A 6,092-nucleotide genomic window follows, 5' to 3' on the forward strand; every position below is an offset into this window, starting at 1 on the left:
TCCTAATGGAATTCACACGAATTATTTTCTTATCTCTTCTGATGCATTGATATCGTACTTTAGTCTTAGGAAATTACTCTTGGTAGAAACTGGATGGTTACCTAGCACATTTAGAACTGCTACCGTTTTCTGATATTGTTCCAATCGGCGCAAATAGGATTGACCCCTACCCATAGCTTCCTGGAAAAGAACAGCGACAAGAAGTCCCATTGGATAACGCCTCAATCCGGGATGATGGTTCAAGCATTGTTCACTAAGAGAAACACCTCTGGGTTACCGATGGATACACGACCGGTGGCCCCGGTTGTTGTAAGTGTAAGAGCCAAAGCGTAGTCGCGCTGGGCTTAAGCGAGATAAGCTCTACGCTATAGCCCTTCCACGGGCCGCGCCGGGAGCGCACGGGATGACTACCCCCATGCCTGCCCCGCAAGCGCACCGCAGCGGCCAACTTTGCGCGCCCGAGGAGCCAGTTTGCACCCTACTCGATCCCTGCCGCGAAGAGTTTCCTCTGCGATCCTTTCTACGAAAAAGGGAAGTAATAATCTAAATCCAATAATTTTGGACCGCCTTTAAGTATAAAGTGTATGCAAATGCAACATTGATTGCATTTATGTAATCACCTAGCATGTTTATGAGATTAGATAAGAGTACAACGGGCAAATCTGAAAATCATAACCACCTCGTTGTAGGTAATGCCAAAAGCTTGGAGAATATACAGAGTTATATAATTATTTGCTTTGGCCATTTAAGAGAGTTAATGAATGCCACAAGGAGGCAGGGCAAAAAAATGTCAGGGCAATGAAACGGGTAATAAAAGAAACAGCGATTAAGTTATAAATGAGTGTTGAATTAATTCAAATATCTGACAAATGCAATAACTGCGGTGCATCTTTAACATTGGAAGAGATGCACTACTATGACAATGAAGACGGAACTGCCGAGTGCTCAAAATGCGTAGAAGAGCTTTTAGAGAATGATGCAAAGAAGCATGTAGTTTATATTGTATAAAAACTTCCATTTCTTGACGATAACTAAATTACAGATAATTATGGACACTCAACATTACACTCCAAAAGAATTAGATGATGCGGTCGCTGAAGAGCGAGAAAGATGTTTATCGATGTGCCGTATGGTGATGGATCATCATTCCGAAATAGCTAAAATAGCCGCGCAAGAATTTGACGAAGATAATAAGCACTTCATAGAAGGTCAGATCTCAGGTGCAAAAGATTGTATTGAAGCTATTGAAGGGAAATGGGATAAGAATGCTGCTGTGCAGTCACCAAGAGCTTATCCATTTACAAAGTAACCTTCTTGTAACCATTCTAGTCATCCCGATCAATTGCTGTTAAGGTAGCCAATGACATGGGCACCAACTTCTCAACATATCCTGTTACTTGCTGATTTTGGAGTGCAGGGCTGCTACGTCAGCCCGTTTAATCGAGCTGGCTTTTAATGATCACCAGGCAGGCAGGATATGTCTTTCAATTCTTCGTATGTCATTACCTGCCGATTTTTTTGCACGCATGGCGGTTGATGAATGCCTCACAGAGCTGCTTGATGGTATTAACGGCACGCTCCTTCTTTCTTTGTTTCCAATAACGGGTCATCGCCCTGAATCACATCTACTAAATATTTTTTGGCTTCCTTCCGCGCCTGCTCTAGGGTAAGAAGAACATATTGACCAATAATGATTAATCGTTTACGTCCATTGTAGCGGTAACTCAAAATGAAAGATTTCTTGCCAGCAGGATAAACGCGGAGTCCAAAACCGGCTAAACTGCCATCCCAGATAACACACCGTTCACCTGTCGCTGAATCGCCTATGTATTCTGCTTTATCAATTATTGTTTTCGTAAGCGTCATAGAAAGTCGAGTTGGGCTTAAGCGGGACGAGCTCCACATTATCGCCCACCCACGGGCCGCCGGGAGCGCACGGGATGACTTACCCCCATGTCATCTACACCGTGGATCTGAAACACTTCTTTTGCCAGATCAATACCTATTGTTGTAATCTTCATATTGGACGCTCCTATCTAGTTGAGTGGTTATTGCACCATTACTTTGGCACTTTGATGCCGTTTTGGGTAGTGGGCGTCCATTCCACTACCTCATCTCATCCGAAATGTCCCAGGTGAGCACCTCGTTAACTGCGTCGAGTAGGAATTTTGGTATGGCATGGTAGGTCTCCTTAGTAACGTTGATTGAAGTAGAGAACACCACCCGCAAAAGCGAGCAGTGCCGTGAACGAGAACGGATCCAGCACCCAGCTCAGCAGTGCCAGGCTCATCATCCCCAGCCAGCGGGGGCCGGCGTGGACGAGGCTGTACAGCGTGATCAGCACGAAGAGTGCGGTAATGGCGGTAACCAATGGTTTTCCTCCTTGTGTAGGCGATTGGTAAAGTGCTATTGAGGTAGAAGAAGTTGGAAAGACTGTGAGGAAGTGACAGCTTGAAAGAGGCTCGGTATAGGGTCGGTATTGCAGAGATGCTTCATTGCGAAGCCAAGAAACCCTTGCGTTGCTTGGAGTTATGAGTGAAGAGAACGAGTCACTCCCGGAATTCAACTCCCTCGCTCAGCTTGTGGAAGCTATAGCAGATCCCATATAAAATGATTTATATTTCATAAGCGGCATAGAGCTGCTCGATGGAACAACCTTCCCTTTTTCTGATGGCTTTGGCCTGAGCCCATTTGGGTTCAATGTCATTTAAGCCTGGGGAATAAGGGGGCAGGTATTCAAGTGTATGCCCGGCATGGGCAATGGCGGTTTGGATATCCTGCCGTTTATGAAAGGTTGCGTTGTCCATGACAATCACGCAAGCGGGCAGAAGTTTAGGCAAAAGGTCCTGCGTTATCCACGCATAGAAAATGTCAGCGGTGATAGGGACTATGAACAGACTTATGGTCAGCAGCGTCTTTCCGATGAGAGCGCCAACCACATGGGTTCGGCCTCGTGCATGCCAGTCTTTTACGCCATGGACGCGCTCACCCACTGGCGCATAGCCATGCGTGCGGGGCATGTCGTGCGCAAAGCCGCTTTCATCAAGGTAAACGATAACGCGGCCTGCTCGCTCATAGTCTTCAATTTTTTTCTGGAAGATACGCCGCTTTTCTTCGCTGGCTTTGGGGTGACACAGGCTTTTTTTTATAAGTCACACTCAGACGCTTTAAAGCATGATTAATGCCTTGCTTGCTGACACCCAACCGTTTGGCGCGCTCGTACTGATATGCATCCGGATAATTCTTGATGTCCTGCGCCAACATTTCCATGTTGATCTTGGTGGCAGGTTTGTTGCGGGTGGTCTTGGGATCGGGAGTTTTGATCCAACGCATCACGCTGGCGACCCCTACACCAAAACGCTTGGCCACTTGCGCGATTGAGAGGTTCTCCTTCTCACGAACGGATCATACTTTACGGCGAAATGATATCGGATAGGTCATCTGTAAATTATAATCGATTTATAGGGGATATGCTATAAAACGCTCCCTGACGTGGATTTGTCCGCTGCTTTCTTCCCGCGCTTGGCCTGCTGTGGCGTTGATTCGGGTGATTGCTTGCCCTCCTCTGCTTTCTGTGGGACAGCTGAGTTGATCAGCTTCTTGATACCCGCCACGAATTCAGCGGGATCAGCGCGCTCGTAACCCCGCTGCCTGTCTCCCAGCGGTTTCAGCAGCCCTTCCGCCTTCAGCACGGCCAACAGAAAGGCAGGCGTGTTCAGCGAGCGGCCCTGGAAGAGCGAAAACAGGATGTGCGACACGACCGGCTTGCCCTTCTTCTGCCGGTCGAAGGCTTCCTGAATGGCACCGAGGGCGACCCACTCGTCGCTGAAGAAGCCGCCGCCGGTGTTGGCCGCCATCCGGAAGTAGACTTCGGATTCGGCCATGCAGCCGACGTGGTAGGTCAGCGAGGACTTGCCCGAGAGCGAGCGGCAGGAGTCCTCCTTCAAGACGCGGATGGGAGGCTTGGGGACATCGATTTCGGACGTTTCATCTTAGACTCCTTTGTAATGTAGATTATTAGATGTTGCTTCATATAAGATGCGCCGGTTACCGCAGTTCCGGAGCGCTACTTGAGCGGTGTTAGTACTGCGACACCGCTGTAATGTAGATTGAGTACATTGGCAAGATCGAGGATGTCGACCTCTTCTCTACCGTTATCTGCAATGAGCTGGTGTGCAAGATCGAGATCAGAAGTAATCAGATATTGAGTTGTTCCGTTCACTTCGACCTTCAGGAGAGTCACGTCGATAAGCACAGGGGGATGACGACGCAGCAGATCGATTAGTGCGAGGCATTCGACGTGAGCTCTCTCCATGTTGGCCTCGAACTCCACGATCGCTGCACGCTCCTCGAAGTCTTCGCGCAGGTTGGGATCGAGCGTGGCAACGATGTCCGCCACGAGCAGATTTATGGGTCTTTCCATAGATATCTCCTTCGAAAGGTTTTAGAAATGAGAAACTAGATTTGCCAGCCAGTGGAGCTAGCGATGGTGGGAGGTAGCAGGAATACTGAGAAACTGTGAAACTGAAAAACTGGAATTCTGGAAAACTGAGAATGTGGGTATGCAGGTAGGCAGAGAGGTTGGACTCAGGGAAGCGTCAGCGCTGTCGCCGGTGCCGCGTATTCAGCACACATCGCCAGCAGGTCGCCGTCGACTCCTGGCTGCTTCGGGATGAAGATGTCGGCGCCGAATCCCTCGTCGTTGAAGATGTAGACCATCTCATAGCAACTGACGTGTTCCTCCAGCGCTTCGAAGGAAGGCGAGAAATCGGGCTCCCCGTAGCTGGCGCCGTCGAAGAGGTTGCGCAAAATGGGGAAGCCGATCTCCTGCTCTAGCGTTTCCACGCTGTCGCCGGGTTCCACCACGACCATATAGCCGTGGAGGTCGTAGTCGTAGGGTTCGCCGGCGCATATTTCTGTGAACCTCTGCTGCACCAGTTCTCGAATAGCAGGATCGGGGATGCGGTCAACTAGGTTATGATCATTGAGTACTAGCATGGTGTACCTCCTATGAAAGATGAACGAGAAAATGTAAAACGCCCAAGGCCAATTGATGACCGAGGGCGCTTTGAGGGATGCGACGCTTTCAGATTATTGAGCCCATAGCGTCGCCGAAGGCTCTTGTGGTTGTTGGGTTAGATTATTGATTGCACTAGGGTATTTTATGGTCTCAGATATTTTGAGTTAGTACGACCAAAGTACAATTTCAATCTGACTAAGGTAATAAGAAAATCAGCATCATCTAATTTTATTTACTGAGGTGGATGATCATGAACTGCAAAACATGCGGTAAAGATCTCGGATTAGGCCCTCGTTATGCTCTCTTAGATGAAACACAAATGTGCCTTTGGCGAGCACCCGACGCGATGCCGGAAGTCAATATCGGGGAAGCTGTCATACTCGGTTATTATTGCTGTGAGCAACATGCGATTGAGGCTGCTAGCTCATATTTAACCCTTGCAGGTGGCGAAGCTACATGGTCAAACGTTCTACCGATCGATAATTGCGGCATTTGCAAAGAAAGTTTTAATACTAATACATGGCATAAAGTGCTTACATTGAGTAAAGAGCGTGGTCATGAAAGCAAGCCTGCAATTATCAACAATAAATATGTGGCTCGATTTTGTCAGAAATGTAACCCCGTAGCTTGATGCTCTTGCTGGCAGAGGACAACAAACAGCTGATTGAATTAAAAGAAGACCAATTATAAGATGTCGCTAACTCTTCATGCTCACCAGATTGGCTATATTGCTTATTGATCAGAATATAGATTTCATGTCATCGCCACTGAACAACTTTGACAGTGACACTTGTTCTTGGAGTGCGCGGGCGATGTACTTATCGGCCGAAGTCAGTATCCCCTAAAATCTTCGTCTGAATAGGGGGCTATCCATAATTTTACTCGATGGCTAACGTTGCTTTAAGCAACACTGGTTAAAATGGTTGTGTAGTAAGCGCTCAACGGCACCACCTGTCATTCTCTCTGACTTAGTGATTTAATGAACTCCGGTGTCAGGGGTAACAATTCATCGATACGGTTATTAGGCCAGGCGGGAAGTTTAAGGAGCGTATCTTTGAGCCATTCAGATGGG

At 47.9% G+C, this 6,092-nt stretch carries 11 protein-coding genes; 2 read left to right on the forward strand and 9 right to left on the reverse strand.

Annotated features, from left to right (window positions below; genetic code table 11):
- Positions 1–21: 21 nt before the first annotated feature.
- On the reverse strand, positions 22–210 hold the full coding sequence (locus BM122_RS19940) for a hypothetical protein (protein WP_074907280.1): 189 nt from the start codon (positions 208–210) through the stop codon (positions 22–24).
- 838 nt (positions 211–1,048) lie between these two features.
- Between BM122_RS19940 and BM122_RS19945 the strand changes: the two genes are divergently transcribed.
- Complete coding sequence (locus tag BM122_RS19945; protein ID WP_143083567.1) at positions 1,049–1,309, forward strand: hypothetical protein; 261 nt, start codon at positions 1,049–1,051, stop codon at positions 1,307–1,309.
- Between the two features lie 257 nt (positions 1,310–1,566).
- Here BM122_RS19945 and BM122_RS19950 read toward each other — a convergent pair whose 3' ends face one another.
- The 7 genes from BM122_RS19950 to BM122_RS19980 all read right to left on the reverse strand — a co-directional run bounded on the left by BM122_RS19950 (position 1,567) and on the right by BM122_RS19980 (position 4,998).
- Entirely contained in the window at positions 1,567–1,866 is a 300-nt protein-coding gene (locus BM122_RS19950) for an Arm DNA-binding domain-containing protein (RefSeq protein ID WP_074907284.1), read from the reverse strand.
- Between the two features lie 325 nt (positions 1,867–2,191).
- Positions 2,192–2,371: a hypothetical protein gene (locus BM122_RS19955; RefSeq protein ID WP_074907286.1), complete on the reverse strand. Its 180-nt coding sequence runs from the start codon at positions 2,369–2,371 to the stop codon at positions 2,192–2,194.
- A 244-nt stretch (positions 2,372–2,615) separates the two neighbouring features.
- A complete protein-coding gene (locus BM122_RS19960) occupies positions 2,616–3,149 on the reverse strand; it encodes a transposase (protein WP_371264956.1) in 534 nt (177 codons plus the stop codon).
- Positions 3,082–3,369: a transposase gene (locus tag BM122_RS19965; RefSeq protein WP_256212248.1), complete on the reverse strand. Its 288-nt coding sequence runs from the start codon at positions 3,367–3,369 to the stop codon at positions 3,082–3,084. Before BM122_RS19965 ends, BM122_RS19960 begins: the two co-directional genes overlap by 68 nt.
- A 104-nt stretch (positions 3,370–3,473) precedes the next feature.
- Positions 3,474–3,947 (reverse strand): hypothetical protein, encoded by a 474-nt coding sequence (locus tag BM122_RS19970; protein ID WP_143083568.1) that lies wholly within the window; start codon positions 3,945–3,947, stop codon positions 3,474–3,476.
- Between the two features lie 119 nt (positions 3,948–4,066).
- Positions 4,067–4,423: a hypothetical protein gene (locus tag BM122_RS19975; RefSeq protein ID WP_074907292.1), complete on the reverse strand. Its 357-nt coding sequence runs from the start codon at positions 4,421–4,423 to the stop codon at positions 4,067–4,069.
- 164 nt (positions 4,424–4,587) lie between these two features.
- Positions 4,588–4,998, reverse strand: a complete 411-nt coding sequence (locus BM122_RS19980) for a hypothetical protein (protein ID WP_074907294.1) — start codon at positions 4,996–4,998, stop codon at positions 4,588–4,590.
- 272 nt (positions 4,999–5,270) lie between these two features.
- Here BM122_RS19980 and BM122_RS19985 point away from each other — a divergent pair, with 272 nt between their 5' ends.
- A complete protein-coding gene (locus tag BM122_RS19985; RefSeq protein ID WP_074907296.1) occupies positions 5,271–5,651 on the forward strand; it encodes a hypothetical protein in 381 nt (126 codons plus the stop codon).
- Positions 5,652–5,974: 323 nt separating this feature from the next.
- Here the strand turns inward: BM122_RS19985 and BM122_RS26400 are convergent.
- The coding region (locus BM122_RS26400; RefSeq protein WP_143083569.1) for a transposase domain-containing protein at positions 5,975–6,092 on the reverse strand (118 nt) is incomplete at its 5' end.

It is taken from the genome of Nitrosomonas communis, assembly GCF_900114745.1.
Lineage (GTDB): Bacteria > Pseudomonadota > Gammaproteobacteria > Burkholderiales > Nitrosomonadaceae > Nitrosomonas > Nitrosomonas communis_A.